This window comes from Desulfosarcina sp. BuS5 (genome assembly GCF_028752835.1).
Taxonomy (GTDB): Bacteria; Desulfobacterota; Desulfobacteria; order Desulfobacterales; family BuS5; genus BuS5.
Genome location: NZ_CP087952.1, coordinates 72,891 through 90,490, shown reverse-complemented (window position 1 = coordinate 90,490; position 17,600 = coordinate 72,891). Strand labels below are relative to the sequence as shown.

Here is a 17,600-nt window from a genome sequence, read left to right as displayed (position 1 = left end):
TTGGAACGGTTAAAAATAGATTCCTTATATTTTCATAATATCGGCCCTGTTGATATTACTCTATACAGATCGGAATCTATTGGAATAACAGGTCCTTCAGGATCAGGTAAAACACTCTTTCTAAGGGCCATAGCAGACATTGACGATCATTCCGGCAGTCTTTTTTTGGATGGAAAAGAATACAGGGAATTTCCGGCTCATGTTTGGAGAAGAAAAGTCGGTTTACTACCTTCCGAAAGCAGTTGGTGGTTTGATTCTGTTGGAGAACATTTCTATAATCCGGACAAAAGTCAGTTGCAAATACTAGGTTTTGATCATACAATTCTTAGATGGAAGGTGAGCAGGCTTTCAAGCGGTGAACGCCAGCGTCTTGCATTGCTTCGTCTCTTATCAAACAATCCTAAAGTTCTTCTTTTGGATGAACCTACAGCTAATCTTGATACAAAAAATACTTTGAAGGTTGAAAAAATACTAATCAAATATATTTCTGAAACAGAATCATCCATGATATTTGCCGGACATGATATAGAGCAGTTAAAAAGAGTTTCCGACAGACAGTTTATTATTAAAGAGGGAATAATCTCTGGGTAAATGTTTAGAACATTGACATAAAGACTGTAAAACAAAACAGCTATCGCATTTCAGGTGCAATTTATAAAAAACACTCAAAGCGCAAAAAGACACCAAGTTTAAGAAAAATATTCTAAATCAATTACTGGAACAAGGATTGCTGGAAATAACAGGGGCAGGCAGGAATAGAAGTCCAAAACAAAATTATTATATCACGGGAAAAAAGCAAAATTGAACCTACTTTGGGCAATGTTCTTTCTTATATGCCATGTTCTGCTTTCAAAATAAAACCGAATTGGTAAACGCGTGTAATTATGGTATACATATATTATGGCTATATTGAAACACGAAAGAGCCAAAAAATGAAACATGCTTGATTGCAGAGGAGGACTTATGCCCACAATTTCAATGTTTTATGGCATTATTATACGAATGTATTATGCCCCAAGTAAACACCCACCCCCGCATTTCCATGTATACTATGGGGAGTATAGAGCCTCTGTCGATATTCAAACATGCGAAATAACCCAAGGCAAATTGCCAAAGAAGCAATCGAGACTTGTAATTGCATGGGCAGAGCTTCATCAAGAAGAATTAATGGCTAATTGGACACTACTAATGAATGGTGAAAAGCCGTTTAATATTCAACCTCTTCAATAGGAGGCAAAATAATGTATCCAGCAGTTAAAGAAGTAATTCCAAAAAAAAATTATATACTTTCAGTAACTTTTGATAATGGGGAACGTGGAATTCTGGATATGAAACCATTTTTGGATTTTGGAGTTTTCCAAAGTCTAAAAAATCAAAATGAATTCTCTCGTGTTCGGGTGGCATTTGACACTATAGAATGGGAATCTGGAGCTGACTTAGATCCAGAATTTGTTTACAAAAAATGCAAGTAGAATAGCAGAACAAAACGCTGGAGAGGGACCAGGCTTACTGCGCGGCCTTTCGGAAATGCCTGGTTCAGGAAAATTTAACTTTCATCGGAGCTTTTGGGGTTTAAACGCCTGGCTCCTCAGCTTAGTGTTCGGTCAACATCAAACGATAGGAGATCATAATGAAGGCAGAATTCACAGCAATCATAGAAGCCGCACCCGAGGGCGGCTTCTGGGCTATCTGCCCGGAGGTGCCTGGTGCCAATGGACAGGGTGAGACAATAGAGAAAACCAAGGCTAATTTGCGACAGGCTATTGAGTTGATCTTGGAGGATCGCAAGGCTGACATCCTCCGAGGGCTGCCTGATGACACTATCCAAGATACGGTGATGATTGGATGAAGCGACGGGACCTGGAGCGAATGTTGAGAATCGCGGGTTGCTACCTGAAGCGGGAAGGCGCCTCACATTCACTTTGGATTAATCCAAAGAATGGAACTACGGAAGCTGTCCCTCGGCACATCGAGATCAAAGAACCATTAGCAAAGAAGATTTTGAAGAATCTTAATGCAGATTAGATGACCGAACAAGGCAAATACAGCCGACCGCTTACAGCGGCGGCTGATTTGCAACGTTCTCGGCGGCTGCGCCGCCGACTCCAGTGTGCTGGCGTGAAACATACAGGGCAAAGCTTTAAGTAATATTCTGAGCTGGCAGGACACTCGCGCTGTCGATTTTATGCAGACCCTGCGCTCACACGAAGCCGATATTCAACTGGCCACCGGGTTGCCCTTGTCAGCCTATTATGGTGCAACCAAATTACACTGGTTATTAAACGAAGCGCCGAAAGTTAAACAGTGCGCGCCAAAACGCTTGCGCCTATCACCCATGGTGAGCTATTTATTATTTCATTTACTCGAAAAAGGGAATCTATATTATTCTTAAGCAGGTCTTCAGGACAGAGCTGTTCGCACATAATTTAAGCCTCCTCTTTATTGTATTTTTCATCATGAGTTGATATGTAAAATCGAAGATGAAAAATCAAACTATTTAAATAGAACATTAGCTATCGTGAAAACTGGAAATAGAAGCCACCCTAACGCCATAGCGACAATGCAGGGTCAAGATGCAAAAAGAAAATGAGATAAAACATCGTGTTTTGATTCCAATGCGACGCTATTTCCCCATAATATTTCTGCTTGTTTTAGGGGTCACGGTATCATTCGTCATGTTTTTGCTCATTCACAGTTGGGAACAGACGAATCAGCGCAGCGAATTCGAATCTTGGGCAAAAACGTACACGAACGCCGTAGAAAGCAGCTTAAATGCCTATGTCGGGGTACTCCTGTTCCTTGGTGATTTTTTTTTGATAATTCATCACTCGTGACCCGTCAGAAGTACACCGGCCTTGTGAAAAGCGTTCTGCCCCGCTATCCAGGGATCCAGGTATTTTCTTGGAATCCTCTTGTGAAGGACGAGGAACGTACCCTTTATGAATCCGCGGCAAGGAAAGATGGGTTCGATGATTTTGAATTCACGGAACGTTCAGAAACAAATGAGTTGGTTAGAGCTGCACGCCGAGAGGAATATGTCATCGTCTATTATATACATTCCTTGGAAACCAATAGGCCTGCCTTAGGTTTTGACATCGCTTCCAATAGCACACGGCTAAAGGCCATCACAAAAGGATTCAATACGGGAAAGCTATCTACCACCGGCAGAATTACCTTGGTACAGGAAACCGGCAATCAGTTCGGAATTCTGCTCCTCCTACCAATCTATCATCAAGATGTTCCCTTGAATACAGCGGAAGAACGCCGAAAAAGATTTGCTGTAGAAGTCCTTCGCATTGGCCAGGCAATAGAAACCGCGCTGAGAGGCTTTTCCGATTCCAGGTAGGAGCATCGGTTACCCGACGCCCCCCCTACAGACCCGTACGTGAAGATTTCCCTCATACGGTTCCTCGGTTCAAATCCTTTTTACCGGATTATCAACCAAACAGGCGACACCCCGTTTGGCGTATAACTTTGCAGCCCTTACGGCATCAAATATTATGGACTATTCTGGGTAATGGCAGTGGGTATGTTGTGCGCAAGTCCTCGAACATTACTTCGCCCTTGTGACTTCTTCGGCTTAACCATCGACGCCATGCTTTCTCAGTATATTCAAACACAACTTCCAGCACTTTGTAGTTACTTATTACTCCAAAGTACTGGTAAAAACCTCGCAGTTTACTGCAAAGAATCTCATACTGCTCGGCCATTGGCTTATGACGGTTATCCTTGCACCATATCCATATTCTCTTCATAAAACGGCTTGAACGCTTTCTTGCCGTCTTTTTCTTTATTACCATGTACCCTTTTAATGATTTTGACCAGTAAAATGTAAACCCTAAAAAATCAAACGTCCCGTTTCCCTTTCCGCTAATGCGTTTGGAAAATCGAATCAGTTTTGTCTTTTCCGGGTGAAGTGACAGCTCGAACTGTTCGAACCGCCTGGGTAATACATCCATGACACGCAATGCGTCTTTTTCATACTCGAACCCGAGGATGAAATCATCCGCCCAGCGTATGATGGAGCATCTCCCTTTCATCCGGGGGATCACTTCTTTCACGTACCAGTCATCTAAAACATAATGAAGAAAGATATTACTGAGCACAGGGGAAATTACTCCTCCCTGTGGAGTGCCCGTTTCAGAGTACGTCAGGTTGCCTTCCTCCATTACGCCTGCATTCAACCACTTCCCTATCAGGCGAATCATTCCGCCGTCACTTACTCTCCGACGTATCATGTCTTTAAGTAACTCGTGATTAATATTGTCAAATAGTCCTGTAATATCTGCGCTTACTATCCAGCTGATATTCTGCTTCAAGCATTGCTCACGTAAATCTTTGATTGCCATGTGTTGGCTCCGACCTTTTCTGAATGCATGGGAAAAATTGTAAAAATTCCTGTCAAATATGACATTCAATATGGCTGCTGCTGCTTTCTGGACAATTTTATCCTCAAGTACAGGTATGCCAATTGGACGCTTTTTCCCTCCTTCCTTGTCTATCCAGATACGCTTTACAGGAGACGCAACGTACTGTCCTCTCCGCAGTCGTTCATACAGATTATAGAGGTTTTGATCAAGATTTTCGGCATACTCCTTTGCCGTAACCTTGTCCACTCCTGCAGATTTGCTTTTCCGAATTTTACGAAAGGATTGTTTCAGTAAATCAAAGTCTATCCGATGGACTACTGATGTAAATACCAGTTCAGGATTACTTTGAGCAAGCAGCTCGATTTTGATAAGGGATGACCCACCTGTTAACACCGGTGGTTGTCCCCATTCTATCGGTCTGGAATTGCAAGCGACCGTTCTTGCAATTTCTCGGCTTTTTGTTGATATGGTTTGTGACATCTGTGTATCTCCCATAATTCCTGCCAAAAAAACGTTATACCCTGCTTCACCTTCCCTGCAGTGGGTCGCTTGGGCATCACTTCCCCACCTTTCCGATCAAGATAGTTCAATTCTTAATCATCGGTACTATGATCTGCTAAGACTTCCGAATGTTTATCTCAGGTTCGTTCGCTCTTCGCTATCCTCCCCTGATACCTTGTATCGCCCATCTTTTAATGTTTGTGTTTCTGCCAATGGCAGACTCGTTGCAAGGCGGGACATTCCTATGCAACGCCGGGATTTCGCTTGCGCTGGATTTCCTGTTACCGTTCTTTTTACCCAAGGAAACATCCGGGTCTCCCAAGTTCCCGAGCTACCCCTTTGAGTACATGCCCTGGTCTAAGACCCCGGTGGTGTCCTGAATACTTGCCTTAGCATATTCAGGACTGCTGCCTTCCGCTGTCTCCAAAGCGTCGGCTTTTTCCTGCAAGCAGGATTATCACAATGACCACAACCATACATTTTTCGGGGCTCAATACAGAGCCTGCAATCTTGCTCCGTCCAGCTCCAGACTCCCGTTACCGGGTTTACCTGTGGACTTCGCTACTGACCTGCTGGTTAGTCTTTAGTCAGGTGGGACTATCTTAACATCAATGCCAGAGCAAGCCCTGCAGAGATGAAGGAAACAAACCGTTTCCCGAGCACCCACTTGGTAACAATATCGAGTTTCAAAGACCTTGTGTCTTATCCCAACGATTCGGATTTATCTTGGCACGAGAAGGGATTTGTTTAACGCTTTACGATATGTTTGTCTGCCGATAAAGAAAATCGTATTCTTTACCACCGGCCTTCACAGATGTCAAAAATAATAGATAATCTAATCCGATATCAGCGGAGGAAATTCAAAAAGACATTTTCTGGAGCAAAAATATTGAGTTCGCAGAACGCCAGTGGAAAATTTCACTTAGGCCGTCGGACTTCTATTATCAATCTCGGAAGATGTGGCAAGGATAGATTGTCTTATTTGGATCGTTGCTATTGACGACTCTTTTGGCATTTTTCATGCTAAGAAAAATTCTATACACTGCCGAGATTGAACAAAGGATAAAAAAGCAGGCTCAAACAAACCAACAACTGGAAAACGAAAATAGAGAACGCACCGCAGCAGAAGCGGAGCGCTATAAAACCATTCTGAATCTCCAACGGGCTCTCGATGAGGTAAAAACCTTAAGGGGCATACTTCCCATTTGTTCATTTTGCAAGAAAGTCAGGGATGATAAAGGATACTGGGAGCAGGTTGATGTTTATATTTACAAGCATTCACAAGCTGACGTCAGTCACGGCATTTGTCCTGATTGTTTAAAAGAGCATTATCTGGTGGAATACAAAGTTCTTTACCCTGATCAAAAATAAAATAGTTGAAAATCGATTCTGATCTTAAGAATATAACAATCTAATGCACGGGATAGCAAAAAGCCGCCCCACGTGATTAGTACGTTATATCAAACTTAATTTTGAGGTTTATTTTTCAATATTTTTCATACTCTAAGGTACTCCCCATTGTCAAGACAAAAAACAAGGTTTTTTAAGGTGCGCTTTTGAGCTATAAATAATCCTGAAAATTAAAAAAATAATAGTAAATAAAAAAAATATGTTTCTGTTTATCATAAAAATGTTCATAAACAACTTAACTAATTGATTTAATAAATAATAATACCATTCTAAAATGTTCATAACTTATTGATAAAATGTTTATAACTTTTTTGTATCTCATTAACATACTGTTAAAATTCAATATTAATATGTTTATAACTTATGCCGCACGTTGAATAGGGCATTCACCAAAATATATTATTTTTACAACCTCACATTGATCACCATTGCTGATAAATCTTGCCTGTTACTTCCTTTAATTTGTCCGATCTTAACTATCAATTTCGTAATCATCCGGCAAATTCAAAAAATCTTTTTTCGCCAATTGACTCTCAATTAAATAACCAATTTGACCATTCCTCTTGAGCTGTGAAATCATCCACTGTGGTAATCTAATTGTCACAAGCTCTCGTTTCAAATGGTCTGGTTTCTTTTTTCGACCAGCCCCTGCACGTTTTCCTCCTCTCATTTTTTTACCTCCAAAACATATAGTATGTTGAATTAAGTGCAACGCTATTCAAAAAATCATCCTAAAAATACGCTATATATTTGATTAGCGTTATGCAATATTCAAACAAACTCTACTACCAACTGATTATGTGTTGGATAGTACGCTTTTATCTTGTTTGCAGCAGGAAACATTTTTTATAATATCAATACGACTTAATGGTATTCTAATTAATTATACAAAGTGGTTCTGAAATTACCCTGGAAAAGTTTTAAAATATATCTCTGCCGGGGTCTGGTAATCCAAAGATTGATGGAGTCGTTCATTATTGTAAAAGCCAAAATATTCTCCAATGTTTTGAATAGCCTCCCTGACGGTCTCATAATTGTGAAGATAAACACGTTCATATTTCACGGTACGCCAAAGGCGCTCTACGAAAATGTTATCCAGAGCACGGCCCCGGCCGTCCATGCTGATCTTCACATCGGCTTTTTTTAAAACGCCGGTAAAGGCATCACTGGTAAACTGACTGCCTTGATCCGTGTTAAAAATCTTAGGTTTTGCAATTTTTAAGGCACCCTGTAAGGCTTTTATACAAAAATCCTTATCCAATGTGGTTGAAAATTCGTAGCTCAGGACATACCGACTAAACCAGTCTATCACTGCTACAAGATAGATAAAACCTGAATTCAAACGGATATAGGTAATATCCGTTGACCACACCTGGTCAACTTGCTCAATGGAAACGCCTCGCAGCAAGTATGGATAAATTTTATGCTCTTTTGATGCTTTGCTCAAATTTGGTTTTGGATATATAGCTTCAAGTCCCATAAGCCGCATCAAACGTCTTATTCGTTTAGGATTAACAGTGTGCCCTTGTCGCTTTAATACGGCCGTCATTTTTTCAACACCGTAGAACGGATATCGGGTATATTCTTCGTCTATCAATCGCATGAGAGCCAGGTTATAGCTCTCATCTTTGCAGGATTGATAGTAATAGGTTGATCTGTTTATTCCCAAAAGATCACACTGGCGCATTACCGGTATCAAAGAATGATTCGGCTCAATGTATTGACGCTTTATATCAATTGAGAAGGTTAGATTTTTTTTTTAGCCAGTCCAATTCGACCTTTAATTGGCCGATTTGTTGGTAAAGCTCCGCCTGGAATTCTTCAGCGTCTTTTTCTTTTTTTTGACGCTTTTTTGAAAATATATCGGGCAATTCTTCTAATAGACGCTTTCGCCATTGATTTATTTGATTTGAATGAACTCCATATTCACTAGATAGTTGAGAAATCGTCTTTTCCTTTTTAACCGTTTCAAGCGCTACTTTAGCTTTGAATGATGCACTGTAATTTTTTCGAATTTTACCCATTAATGAGCCTCCTTTTTGTTGATCAGGATATACTCATTTTACACCTTAAACAACTGTCCAGTTTTTGGGGAGTATTATACTCTGCTTCCGCTCCATCGTAATTTTGCTTTTAAAACATTGTAATACAATTGGTTTGGTATTGTTATCATATTGATCGGGTAAGGCCATTTTTTTATAATAATTTTATCTTCTCTATCTATTTCAACACCTTCCTGTCCATCTATGGTTAACATTATATCCGAAGATTTTTTGCTTGTTTCAATTCTGATAGATACTGAATCAGGAACGATAAGGGGCCTGTTAGTAAGAGTAAAAGGACAAATAGGGGTCATAAGTATGCCTGAAACCGAAGGATGGATTACAGGCCCGCCTGCTGCAAGAGAATAAGCTGTTGAACCTGTTGGTGTTGAAACTATAAGCCCGTCAGCTCTGTATGTGGTTAAATAATAATCATCAATATATGTTTTAATATCGGCTAATCTGGCAAGGGCGCCTTTGTTAATAACAATATCATTTAAAACAGCTTCACTAAAATATTCCAGATAATTCCTTATAACCTGGACCCGGAGGCGCATCCTTGGTTGTGTTATAAAATTTTCATTTATAATATTTTCAGCCGCAGAGAAAAGGTTATTTTCAGAGAGTTCTGCAAGAAAACCGACTTCTCCAAATTTAACGCCTATTATAGGGATATTCTGATTAGAAATCCAGCGGGCGGCGGTTAAAAATGTTCCATCCCCTCCCAAAACAAAAACACAAAAAAGATCAGACGGTGCAAATAGTTTTTTTTTAAAAAAACTATTTGCATGTGAAGTTATATCTTTTCTTATTACATTAATATCTTTTTTTATCAGCCATTCTTCAAATTCATCGGCTTTTTCCATAGCCCTGTTATCTGATTTAACAACTAATCCGATCTTTTTCACAACTTCCTTTCTTCTATATATCAAGAATTCCTACTTTGAGGGCATTAGTCTGAATGAATTCTCTTCTTGGCTCTACTTCCTCTCCCATAAGAATGGTAAAGATTTCATCAGTATCGATCTCATCATCAATTTTAACTTTGAGCATGTTTCTTTTTTCCGGATTCATTGTTGTTTCCCATAACTGATCCGGATTCATTTCGCCAAGACCTTTATATCTTTGAATATTTATTCCTTTTTTTCCTTCCTCTATTAAAAAAGAAAGGAGTCTTTTTTTATCCTCAATGATTATATCTTCATTTTTATTATCCTTTTTAAAGATTTTAAATGGAGGGTGGTCATATTTCATAATTTTTTTCCAAAGAATCAGACTCTTTTGAAAATCAGTTGAATATATAAGTCCTGCTCCTATTTTTACCGGTTTCTCATTATCATCTTTAACTATTTTTTTTAAAATGCCGTTATTTCCATTTTTCGAGGATTTCACTATAATCTCATATATATTTTTTTCTTCATTCCATATAAGTTCATCAACCTCAAATCCTTGTTCATGAAGAGAATCTCTTAAAGAGGACATTTTTTGATGATTTCGGAGAAAAGTGCTGTCTTCTATACCTTCCTGCATAAGTATTTTAATTAAATCGGAACTTATACCCTTTATTTTAAAATTATTCATATTTGCAAAGTATTCCGAAAGATTTCCTGCAAAAATATAAAGATTATGTTCTGATAATATTTTATAATCATCTCCGTATGCTAATTTCTTATTATCACACACTCTTTTCAAAACATAATCACTAAATTCGGTCTCATCTTTAAGATATAATGCATTCTTTCCTTTACCAACTTTAAATAAAGGCGGCTGAGCAATATACAAATATCCTTTGGATAATAATTCAGGCATCTGTCTGTAAAAAAAGGTCAACAGCAAAGTTCTTATATGGGATCCGTCAACATCCGCATCTGTCATTATTATAATTTTATGATATCTAATATTATCAATATTATATTCTTCTTTTCCAACACCTGTGCCGAGTACGGTAATTATATTTTTTATTTCTTCACTGTGTAAGACCTTATCAAATCTTGCTTTTTCAACATTTAATATTTTACCTTTCAGGGGAAGAATAGCCTGAAATTTCCTGTCCCGACCCTGTTTTGCGCTTCCACCGGCGGAATCTCCCTCAACAAGAAAAAGTTCTCTTTCAGAAGGCTCGGAATATTGACATTCCGCTAATTTTCCCGGAAGAGTGGAATCTAATAAGGAACCCTGTTTTCTTGCCATTTCTCTTGCCCGTTTAGCAGCGTCTCTGGCCCTGGCTGCATCAACAGCTTTTGATAATATTTTTTTGGCTATTGAAGGATTTTCTTCCAGAAATATTCCTAATTTTTCATTAACAAGAGATTCTACATATCCTTTAACTTCACTGTTCCCAAGTTTTGTTTTAGTCTGTCCTTCAAATTGTGGAGATTTAATTTTAACACTTATAATTGCGCTTAAACCCTCCCTTACATCATCTCCGCTTATTTTTTCCTGCATATTTTTAGGTATATTTCCATTAACCGCATATTGATTAATTGTACGCGTTAATGCGGCCTTAAAACCTATTAGATGAAACCCACCTTCAACGGTATTAATATTATTTGCAAAAGAGAATATTTTTTCTTTAAAGGTTTCATTATACTGTATGGCTACTTCTATTTTAACATCATTCTTGTTCCCTTCAATAAATATAGGTTTATGAATAATAGCATGCCTTTTATTAAGATATTCAACAAAAGATATAATTCCGCCTTTATCATAAAATTCTTTTTTTTTATCATCAAAGCGTTCATCTTCTATTAATATCTTTATTCCTTTATTTAAAAAGGCAAGTTCCCTTATTCTTCGGGTTAAAATATCATAATTGAAGTCTACGTTGTTAAAAATACTTTTATCAGGAAAAAAATGAATCTTTGTACCATTTTTTTCAGTATTTCCGATAACTTTTAATTCTGAAGTTTTAACACCCTTCTCATATGTCTGATAATATATTTTCCCGTCTAAATATATTTCCACCTCAAATAATGATGAAAGAGCATTAACAACAGAAACGCCTACTCCATGCAGACCTCCTGAAACCTTATAAGTATCATTATCAAATTTACCTCCGGCGTGAAGCTTTGTCAGCACCACTTCGAGAGCAGGAATATGTTCTGTTTTATGTATATCTACAGGAATACCTCTACCATTATCTTCAACACTGACACTGTTGTCTGTATGAATTTTTATATTAATGAGATCGCAAAAACCAGCCATTGCCTCATCAATACTGTTATCCAAAACTTCATAAACAAGATGGTGGAGTCCTTCAACATCAACATTTCCAATATACATTGATGGTCTTAATCTTACAGGTTCAAGACCCTCCAGAACATCTATACTGCTTGCATCGTAAATATTATCCATTATATTCTCATCGGCATTATAATACTTAAAAAGTTATTATCGTTTTCCCCTTTTATTAAACAGGGATGTTCTTCATCTACAATATTTAAAATCACTTTTTCATCATCAATTACATTAAATGTATCCATAAAAAATTTAGGATTAAATGCAATTTCAACTTTATTATCAGGAAAATCTATCTCCATTTCTTCCTTTGATTCACCAATTTCAGGATTTGATGATGTTATTAAGAGTCTATTTTTTTCAAAAGTAAAAATTACACTTTTATAATCTTCAGATGATAAAATTGACATTCTTTTTAACATCATATTAAATAAATATTTATTAAATTTAATATATGTTCCTTCACTTTCATCAACAATATCATCATATTCCGGAAATATCCCTTCAAGGAGTCTTATTGTTATAATTTCTTTATCTTTTTTCAGTATAAAATTATTCTCCATAAAACCAAATTCTACATCCCTTTCTGAATCTAAAAATTTAATAACCTCAGTCATCCCTTTTTTAGGAACAATAACATTTTTCAGTGAAAATATATCAACATCCTTGTCAAGTATATAATCAACCTTTGAAAGCCTGCTTCCGTCTGTGGAAACCATCCTGAAAATTTTATTATTATTATCTTCAATTATTTCAAAATATATGCCTATTATATGAGCTCTCTTATCATCTCCGGAAGCCGATATTATAACCATCCTTTCTATCATTTTTTTTATTTTTTTTTCTTTAATTTTATAAAAATATATATCATCAATTTTGGGAATATTCGGGAAATCATCTGAATTCATACCTACTATATGATAAAGAACATTCTCATTGCCTATTTCAATCCAATTTTTTTTAACCTCATTAATGAGGATATCTTCTTCAGGAAAATCTCTTACAATTTCATATAATTTTTTTGCATTTATAGTTATAATACCTTCTAATTCAATATCAGCTTCATATAACCCTTCAAAACCAGTCTCAAGATCAGTAGCTATAAAACAAATATTAGAATTGACTGTTTTTATTAAAACATTTTCAGTTATGGCTAAACTGCTTTTATAATTTGTCAGACCCTGGATTTTAGATAAAACATCCTTAATGATATTTTTTTTTATAACAAATTTCATAAGAAAAAACCTGACCCGAATAAATCGGAAATATAATTATATTTAATTTTTTTTTATAAATATTATAATTATTAATTAAGAAATATTAAATAATAATTATTAAAGACTGTTAATAACTATAATAACTTTTTAAGTATTTCATTTTATTTATAAAAAATAATAATAATAATTTTAAAACTATAATTAAAAAAATATTATAACCTTTAAGAATTAAACATATAAAATAGTATTGTTTAAACTAAGTCAATTATTGACAAGATTTGAACAAGATTATGTCTTATTATTTTTTTAAAGATTTATTTTTATACCATATTTTATCCGGTTTTTCTAATTCTATCAATTTATTTTTAAGTACATTGCCAGGGCAAACGAATTTAGCTGAATTTTACCCTAATACTGTTACATAAGGGTGTTGCAAAGTAAAAAAACTTTGATAATAAAATCAATTAGTTAACCCAGAAAAACCCCATTTTTTCATTATGGCGTAACTATTTGTTTTAACTACCGATAATAGCAATCTTTGCAACACCCTTTACATGTAAAAAAAATAACAGGACATTATTAATTTTTATTATATATTAATAATATATAATAAAGACTGTTAATAACTATAATAACTTTTTAAGTATTTCATTTTATTTATAAAAAATAATAATAATAATTTTAAAACTATAATTAAAAAAATATTATAACCTTTAAGAATTAAACATATAAAATAGTATTGTTCAAACTGAGTCAATTATTGACAAGATTTGAACAAAATTATGTTTATTATTTTTTATAAAAAATTTTTGTAACCGTTCCCGAGCATAAATACCCTCTTTAAATATTGGAATGGCAGAAAATGGTCGGGCCTATGAATAAACGGTATATCGTATCGCTTATGTTATGATTAATTCCATTCCTGCATAATATACTGATTAAAGAGATAAAAAAATGGCTCAACAGCATCAGGCTGAAAGTAAATAAAAAATAAATGGATCCCTACACACAATTTTTTGATGAAGCTGATATTAAAAGAGAGAAACGCAAAGCGCGTGAACTCAGGGCAACGCAATGGTGGAAACGACGAATTGCCAAGGGACTATGCCATTACTGTGGACGGAATATTACGGCTAAAGATGACCATGGATTATATTGTGCCCCTGGCCCGTGTAGGTAAAAGCACCAGGGGCAATCTGGTCACGGCCTGCAAGGAGTGCAATAATAATAAAAAAATAAACCTATCTATGTTTATCTGTGTCCCATTGTTGTTTCAAAAGTGTCAACGACAAATGAAAGACGCCAAAGTTTTTTAACAAATGTTTTTGTTTTGTACCTATCAGGGCATAGGGGTTATTCAGCAATATTGCCGGTCTGCAATGATCCCTGCAACTCCCTTAGCCGCTCTAATTTTTCAAAAGCTTTGCCGCTTGCAAGAGCTTCTTTGGCTTTATCAAATCCCTGGGCATAGCTCTTTGCCATATCCGATATATAAAGAGCGGCAGCTGCATTCATGCAGAAAAAATCCGCATCCGGAGTATCGTACTTCCCTTTAAGAACGTTAAGGATTCGCCTGGCGTTTTCGTAAGCAGAACGGCTGCTGGCAATCTTTGAAATCGGAACGGTCTTAAGACCAAAATCTTCAGGAGTTACTTCGTAGGTCTGAATGGAGCCGTCTCTTAATTCCACCACCCGGGTTGGCCCTGCGAGGGAAAATTCATCTATGCCTTTATCTTTTTCCGTGCTGTCGGACATTCCAAAAGGAGCTACGGCCGACGGCATTTTAATCTCTTTAAGCACTTGAATCAGCTGAGCACATACTTCCTGAGAGTAGCCTCCTATCACAATGCTGTCTGTTTGTTCACAGGGACAGGTAAGGGGGCCGATGATATTTAAAACCGAAGTAAACCGCATGATTTTTATAAGTCTTGCCCACCCTGATTTAAGGAAAGCTTCGCCGGGAAGATAACAGATGCCGTACATTTCAAGACATTTCTCAGCCTGATTAAGAGGTGCGTTCAGGTCTATCCCCAAAATATCCATGATATCAGACGCGCCTGAAACGCCTGTTACCAGCCTTGCCCCTTTTTTGGCAATAGGCAATCCGCAAGCTGATGCTATGAATGCAGCCGGAGTAGAGCAGTTGACCGTCTTCAGGGTATCTGAACCGGTTCCCACAATATCACAAATCGGTCCCTTGATGCTGATTTTCAATTTTGAAGTATCATATCCATCAAGAGCATCCCATGCTCCTGAAAGTTCAACGATTGAAGGGCCTCTTGAAATATGGGCCATAAGGAAAGCTCCCTGCTGGAGCTCAGGCTGCTCATTCAAAATTACCTGTTTGTATGTTTCACAGGCTTCTTCCCGTGTCATAAATTCACCAGCCGCAATTGAACATATTTTATGCCCAAAAGCGCGTAATTGAGTTTCTGATGCCATCAGATTTACCTTTATAGTTCTGCAACAAATTTTAGTACCGCACCAGACAAAACCTTCGGAAGAACTGAAGGGATCTGTTCCAGGCTGATATGCTCTTCTATAAGAAAAACAACTTTGTTTTTCTGTTTTGTTAATATCTCAACCGCTTCCTTGATCTGCCCCCGAGTGCATCCATATGCTCCGGCTACTTTTAACTGCCGGTAGTGGATTTCATTTATCAGAGCTGCGGGAATTGATCCGGAATCCGTAAACCCGCTGAAAAGGCAGAATCCCCCGCCGCTTTTAAGCCTCTTTAAGCCATTTAAGAAAGTATCTACGGAAGATGCCGCATTAATAGCAAATTCAAATTTCACCCGGTTAAATTCCTTCGCGGCCTTTATCCCGGTTTCATCTTGAAATTTTTTTGATATCTTTAATTTATCCGGGTTAATTTCGATAATAAACGGATTGGCGTTTTTTTCTTTAACTGCCAGCGCCATTAAAAGCCCTGCCGGCCCTGCACCGTAAATCAAAACATCGCTTCCTGCCGTTACGTTAATCCTTTCAAGGGCATTTATTGCGCAGGCCAGAGGCTCTGCCATCACCGCAATATTCCCCGGTAATGCATCCGAGATCGGAATCAGGCTTGATTTCGGAACAGCCACATATTCCGCAAAACCCCCATTTTTATGAAAACCTGTGATTTCCATCATTTCACAAAGATTTTCCGTTCCTTGTTTACATTGAACACAAGTACCGCAGGCTTTACCAGGCCAAACCACAAAACGTTTCCGGCCATCCGTTTCATATCCGCATATTTCATGACCTAAAATTTTCGGCACAACAAGATCTCTCTGGCCCATCTTCCACATCTTGGCGTCTGTTCTGCATACCGCGCAATGGGTAACATTTAAAAGAATCTCACCAGAACCCACAGCGGGGATTGGTATTTTTTGATAATTCAAGGAGCCGATTTTTTCTAAAATAAGTGAGTTCATAAAGTAATAGGTGTCATTTTTAGGTTAGCAAAATCAAATACCCAGGCAAAATAGACGCCCCGTATTTCACCGTAAAAACCGGTGGCGAATAATGATAATATATGTTATTTTAAAAAATTCAACATAGATCTCCATATGAATAATTTTATTGCCAAAAACATTTTTAAACGAACTTTAAAAATTGTGAACAACAATAAACATAAAAAAATAATTTACGCTGCTTTAATCGGCAATCTTGCCATTACCATGATGAAGTTTTTTGCAGCTTCTGTTTCCGGCAGTTCGGCAATGCTGGCCGAGGCTTTTCACAGCACGGCGGATTCCGGCAATCAAATAATGATGCTGCTTGGTCTTGCCAGATCCAAAAAGGCCCCGGACGGGCGGCATCCTTTTGGTTACAGCAAGGAATTATATTTCTGGGCATTTATTGTGGCTGTATCCATCTTCTTTGTGGGAGCGGTTCTTTCGATTTTTGAAGGTATCCATAAAATTTTACACCCTCAGCCGATAGTGTCTTTCCGTCTGACATTAATTGTGCTGGGATTATCTGCACTATTTGAAGCCTACCCCTGGTTTGTGGCCTTGCGTGAAGCAAGAAAAATAAAAACAGGAACAGGCACTAAAAGTTACATTAATATGGCGGTAAAATCAAAAAATCCGACAGTTATGGTTGTGCTTTTTGAAGATACGGCGGCCTTGGTTGGACTTTTTGCGGCTTTTATCGGCATCAGCCTGGCCCATTATCTTCAGATGTCGGTAATAGACGGCATCACAAGTATCATAATCGGCATCATCCTTCTGGTGGTTGCCCTGTTTCTGGCAAGAGAAACAAAAGAGCTGCTTATCGGCGAGAGCGCAAGCAGGGCGGATCGATACAAAATGTACCAGGCCGTATCAGGGATACCGGAAGTATGCAAGTGCGGCAGATTAATGACAATGCACCTGGGGCCGGATGACATTCTTGTAAATCTGGAAGTTGAGTTTAAGGACAACCTGTCCACAGATGAAGTTGAATCTGCGATTGACAAGATTGAATTGGAAATAAAAAAAGCAGTGCCGGCAGTCGGGAAGATATATATCGAAGCGGAATCGTTACGAAAGGGCCTGGCCGACAAATGATGTAGCCGGTTTCAGCAGGCTTGTATTTTCGCGGCTATACTTCGGGATTTTCTCCATCAATCTCCCATGATTCCTGTATTTCTTTTTCAACTTCTTCTCTTGGCCTGCCATAACGTTTCCTGGAAAGCTCCAGAATCATTTCCATACGTTCAGAATTTTTTGATTGCCCGGGCATAATTGTCCGCATATTAAACGGGGTGCTGACATTACCGTCAACAAGCAGCCTTAAATATACGTTCCAGTTGGAAAGGCCCATTAAACTCAAGTTTTCGAAAAATAATAGTA

At 37.6% G+C, this 17,600-nt stretch carries 19 protein-coding genes and 1 pseudogene; 10 read left to right on the top strand and 10 right to left on the bottom strand.

What is annotated here, in order from left to right; genetic code table 11:
• The 6 genes and pseudogenes from BuS5_RS00430 to BuS5_RS20290 form a co-directional block, all read left to right on the top strand.
• A complete protein-coding gene (locus BuS5_RS00430) occupies nt 1–591 on the top strand; it encodes an ABC transporter ATP-binding protein (protein ID WP_027354735.1) in 591 nt (196 codons plus the stop codon).
• 348 nt (nt 592–939) lie between these two features.
• Nucleotides 940–1,230, top strand: coding sequence for a DUF4160 domain-containing protein (locus BuS5_RS00425; protein ID WP_338000278.1), 291 nt, complete (start codon nt 940–942; stop codon nt 1,228–1,230).
• Nucleotides 1,231–1,241: 11 nt separating this feature from the next.
• Nucleotides 1,242–1,472 carry a DUF2442 domain-containing protein gene (locus BuS5_RS00420; protein WP_027354737.1) on the top strand — a complete coding sequence of 77 codons (231 nt, stop codon included), beginning with the start codon at nt 1,242–1,244 and terminating at the stop codon, nt 1,470–1,472.
• A 158-nt stretch (nt 1,473–1,630) separates the two neighbouring features.
• A complete protein-coding gene (locus tag BuS5_RS00415; protein WP_274427927.1) occupies nt 1,631–1,849 on the top strand; it encodes a type II toxin-antitoxin system HicB family antitoxin in 219 nt (72 codons plus the stop codon).
• Nucleotides 1,846–2,025 carry a type II toxin-antitoxin system HicA family toxin gene (locus BuS5_RS00410; protein ID WP_027354739.1) on the top strand — a complete coding sequence of 60 codons (180 nt, stop codon included), beginning with the start codon at nt 1,846–1,848 and terminating at the stop codon, nt 2,023–2,025. The genes BuS5_RS00415 and BuS5_RS00410 overlap by 4 nt, the downstream gene beginning before the upstream one ends.
• Before the next feature lie 160 nt (nt 2,026–2,185).
• A pseudogene (locus BuS5_RS20290) lies at nt 2,186–2,293 on the top strand (hypothetical protein); the annotation flags it as partial.
• A 4-nt stretch (nt 2,294–2,297) separates the two neighbouring features.
• Here BuS5_RS20290 and BuS5_RS00405 read toward each other — a convergent pair.
• The gene (locus BuS5_RS00405; RefSeq protein ID WP_255342831.1) at nt 2,298–2,423 is read right to left on the bottom strand and encodes a hypothetical protein; all 126 of its coding nucleotides are present in this window, start codon (nt 2,421–2,423) and stop codon (nt 2,298–2,300) included.
• 407 nt (nt 2,424–2,830) lie between these two features.
• Here BuS5_RS00405 and BuS5_RS00400 point away from each other — a divergent pair, with 407 nt between their 5' ends.
• A complete protein-coding gene (locus BuS5_RS00400; RefSeq protein ID WP_027354741.1) occupies nt 2,831–3,346 on the top strand; it encodes a CHASE domain-containing protein in 516 nt (171 codons plus the stop codon).
• A gap of 145 nt (nt 3,347–3,491) precedes the next feature.
• Here BuS5_RS00400 and ltrA read toward each other — a convergent pair whose 3' ends face one another.
• Nucleotides 3,492–4,865 carry a group II intron reverse transcriptase/maturase gene (gene ltrA / locus BuS5_RS00395; protein WP_036019348.1) on the bottom strand — a complete coding sequence of 458 codons (1,374 nt, stop codon included), beginning with the start codon at nt 4,863–4,865 and terminating at the stop codon, nt 3,492–3,494.
• A 1,026-nt stretch (nt 4,866–5,891) separates the two neighbouring features.
• Between ltrA and BuS5_RS00390 the strand changes: the two genes are divergently transcribed.
• Nucleotides 5,892–6,242: a hypothetical protein gene (locus BuS5_RS00390; RefSeq protein ID WP_274427926.1), complete on the top strand. Its 351-nt coding sequence runs from the start codon at nt 5,892–5,894 to the stop codon at nt 6,240–6,242.
• A gap of 511 nt (nt 6,243–6,753) precedes the next feature.
• Here BuS5_RS00390 and BuS5_RS00385 read toward each other — a convergent pair.
• The 5 genes from BuS5_RS00385 to dnaN all read right to left on the bottom strand — a co-directional run bounded on the left by BuS5_RS00385 (nt 6,754) and on the right by dnaN (nt 12,795).
• On the bottom strand, nt 6,754–6,951 hold the full coding sequence (locus tag BuS5_RS00385; RefSeq protein WP_274427654.1) for a hypothetical protein: 198 nt from the start codon (nt 6,949–6,951) through the stop codon (nt 6,754–6,756).
• A 234-nt stretch (nt 6,952–7,185) separates the two neighbouring features.
• A protein-coding gene (locus BuS5_RS00380; protein ID WP_245266731.1) for an IS3 family transposase occupies nt 7,186–8,305 on the bottom strand; the annotation gives its coding sequence in 2 pieces (ribosomal slippage) (nt 7,186–8,031 and nt 8,033–8,305; 1,119 coding nt in all).
• A 74-nt stretch (nt 8,306–8,379) separates the two neighbouring features.
• Complete coding sequence (locus BuS5_RS00375; protein ID WP_274427925.1) at nt 8,380–9,255, bottom strand: NAD(+)/NADH kinase; 876 nt, start codon at nt 9,253–9,255, stop codon at nt 8,380–8,382.
• Nucleotides 9,245–11,677 carry a DNA topoisomerase (ATP-hydrolyzing) subunit B gene (gene gyrB, locus BuS5_RS00370; protein ID WP_027354861.1) on the bottom strand — a complete coding sequence of 811 codons (2,433 nt, stop codon included), beginning with the start codon at nt 11,675–11,677 and terminating at the stop codon, nt 9,245–9,247. Before gyrB ends, BuS5_RS00375 begins: the two co-directional genes overlap by 11 nt.
• A complete protein-coding gene (gene dnaN / locus BuS5_RS00365) occupies nt 11,677–12,795 on the bottom strand; it encodes a DNA polymerase III subunit beta (protein ID WP_027354860.1) in 1,119 nt (372 codons plus the stop codon). The genes gyrB and dnaN overlap by 1 nt, the downstream gene beginning before the upstream one ends.
• A gap of 1,001 nt (nt 12,796–13,796) precedes the next feature.
• Here dnaN and BuS5_RS00360 point away from each other — a divergent pair.
• The gene (locus BuS5_RS00360) at nt 13,797–14,093 is read left to right on the top strand and encodes an HNH endonuclease (RefSeq protein ID WP_304412923.1); all 297 of its coding nucleotides are present in this window, start codon (nt 13,797–13,799) and stop codon (nt 14,091–14,093) included.
• Between the two features lie 37 nt (nt 14,094–14,130).
• Here the strand turns inward: BuS5_RS00360 and trpD are convergent, their stop codons facing one another.
• Both trpD and BuS5_RS00350 read right to left on the bottom strand, forming a co-directional pair.
• Nucleotides 14,131–15,219 carry an anthranilate phosphoribosyltransferase gene (gene trpD, locus BuS5_RS00355; RefSeq protein ID WP_035266333.1) on the bottom strand — a complete coding sequence of 363 codons (1,089 nt, stop codon included), beginning with the start codon at nt 15,217–15,219 and terminating at the stop codon, nt 14,131–14,133.
• Nucleotides 15,220–15,230: 11 nt separating this feature from the next.
• Nucleotides 15,231–16,196 (bottom strand): alcohol dehydrogenase catalytic domain-containing protein, encoded by a 966-nt coding sequence (locus BuS5_RS00350; protein WP_027354858.1) that lies wholly within the window; start codon nt 16,194–16,196, stop codon nt 15,231–15,233.
• Nucleotides 16,197–16,331: 135 nt separating this feature from the next.
• Between BuS5_RS00350 and BuS5_RS00345 the strand changes: the two genes are divergently transcribed.
• Nucleotides 16,332–17,315, top strand: coding sequence for a cation diffusion facilitator family transporter (locus BuS5_RS00345; protein ID WP_157487463.1), 984 nt, complete (start codon nt 16,332–16,334; stop codon nt 17,313–17,315).
• Between the two features lie 34 nt (nt 17,316–17,349).
• Here the strand turns inward: BuS5_RS00345 and BuS5_RS00340 are convergent, their stop codons facing one another.
• Entirely contained in the window at nt 17,350–17,571 is a 222-nt protein-coding gene (locus BuS5_RS00340; RefSeq protein ID WP_027354856.1) for a hypothetical protein, read from the bottom strand.
• Nucleotides 17,572–17,600 lie beyond the last annotated feature (29 nt).